This is a genomic window from Anaerophaga thermohalophila str. Valhall (genome assembly GCF_000250735.1).
Taxonomy (GTDB): Bacteria; Bacteroidota; Bacteroidia; order Bacteroidales; family Marinilabiliaceae; genus Anaerophaga; species Anaerophaga thermohalophila_A.
Genome location: NZ_AHZV01000265.1, coordinates 1 through 599, shown reverse-complemented (window position 1 = coordinate 599; position 599 = coordinate 1). Strand labels below are relative to the sequence as shown.

Below are 599 nucleotides of genomic sequence, written 5' to 3'. Positions count from 1 at the left end.
TTTCAGGGGAGTCAGAGGGGTAGTGGGTGAGGGGGAAGCTGAAAACCTCTCATCAACAATTGCTCACATTTCTTTTTTATTTGGTTAACCACTTCTTCAATATTTTCCAATACTTCTTCATTCTTAAAACGGATTACTTTAATACCTAATCGCTCAAGTTCAGCTGTTCGGTTTTCATCGTATTCAATATTTTCTGGGGTTGAGTGAATCTGGCCATCCAGCTCGATTACCAACTTGATTTTATGGCAATAGAAATCAGCTATGAAAATGTCAATTGGGTGTTGACGGCGAAACCGTAAGCCTAAGATTTGTTTGTTTTTAAGGTGTTTCCATAATTCTTTTTCAACAGGAGTCATATTCTTTCTTAACTCAATTGCTCTTTTTGTTATGAGTTGTGAAGCACCATAAAATAGGTTTTTCTGATATCTGGATGGGGTTTCAGTCATTTTGTATTATTGAGATTAAAATTGTTTTCCCCTTCGCACACCCCCTATCCCCCTTAAAGGGGAACCCCCCCGTTCAATTCCTTTGATATAGTCCCATTCATATGTTTTAATCTGCTATGAATTGCGGGTTAGCCCGGTTCTCCCTTTCAGGGG

Annotated in this window: 1 protein-coding gene; it reads right to left on the bottom strand. The window is 38.9% G+C overall.

All coding sequences use genetic code 11. From position 1 onward, the window contains the following. Positions 1 to 11: 11 nt before the first annotated feature. Positions 12 to 446, bottom strand: coding sequence for an endonuclease domain-containing protein (locus OQ5_RS0114270; protein WP_016778135.1), 435 nt, complete (start codon positions 444 to 446; stop codon positions 12 to 14). Positions 447 to 599: the final 153 nt, after the last annotated feature.

Coding starts and splice junctions, on each gene's coding strand:
- OQ5_RS0114270 (WP_016778135.1), bottom strand. CDS start 446: ATGACTGAAACCCCATCCAGATATCAGAAAAACCTATTTTATGGTGCT.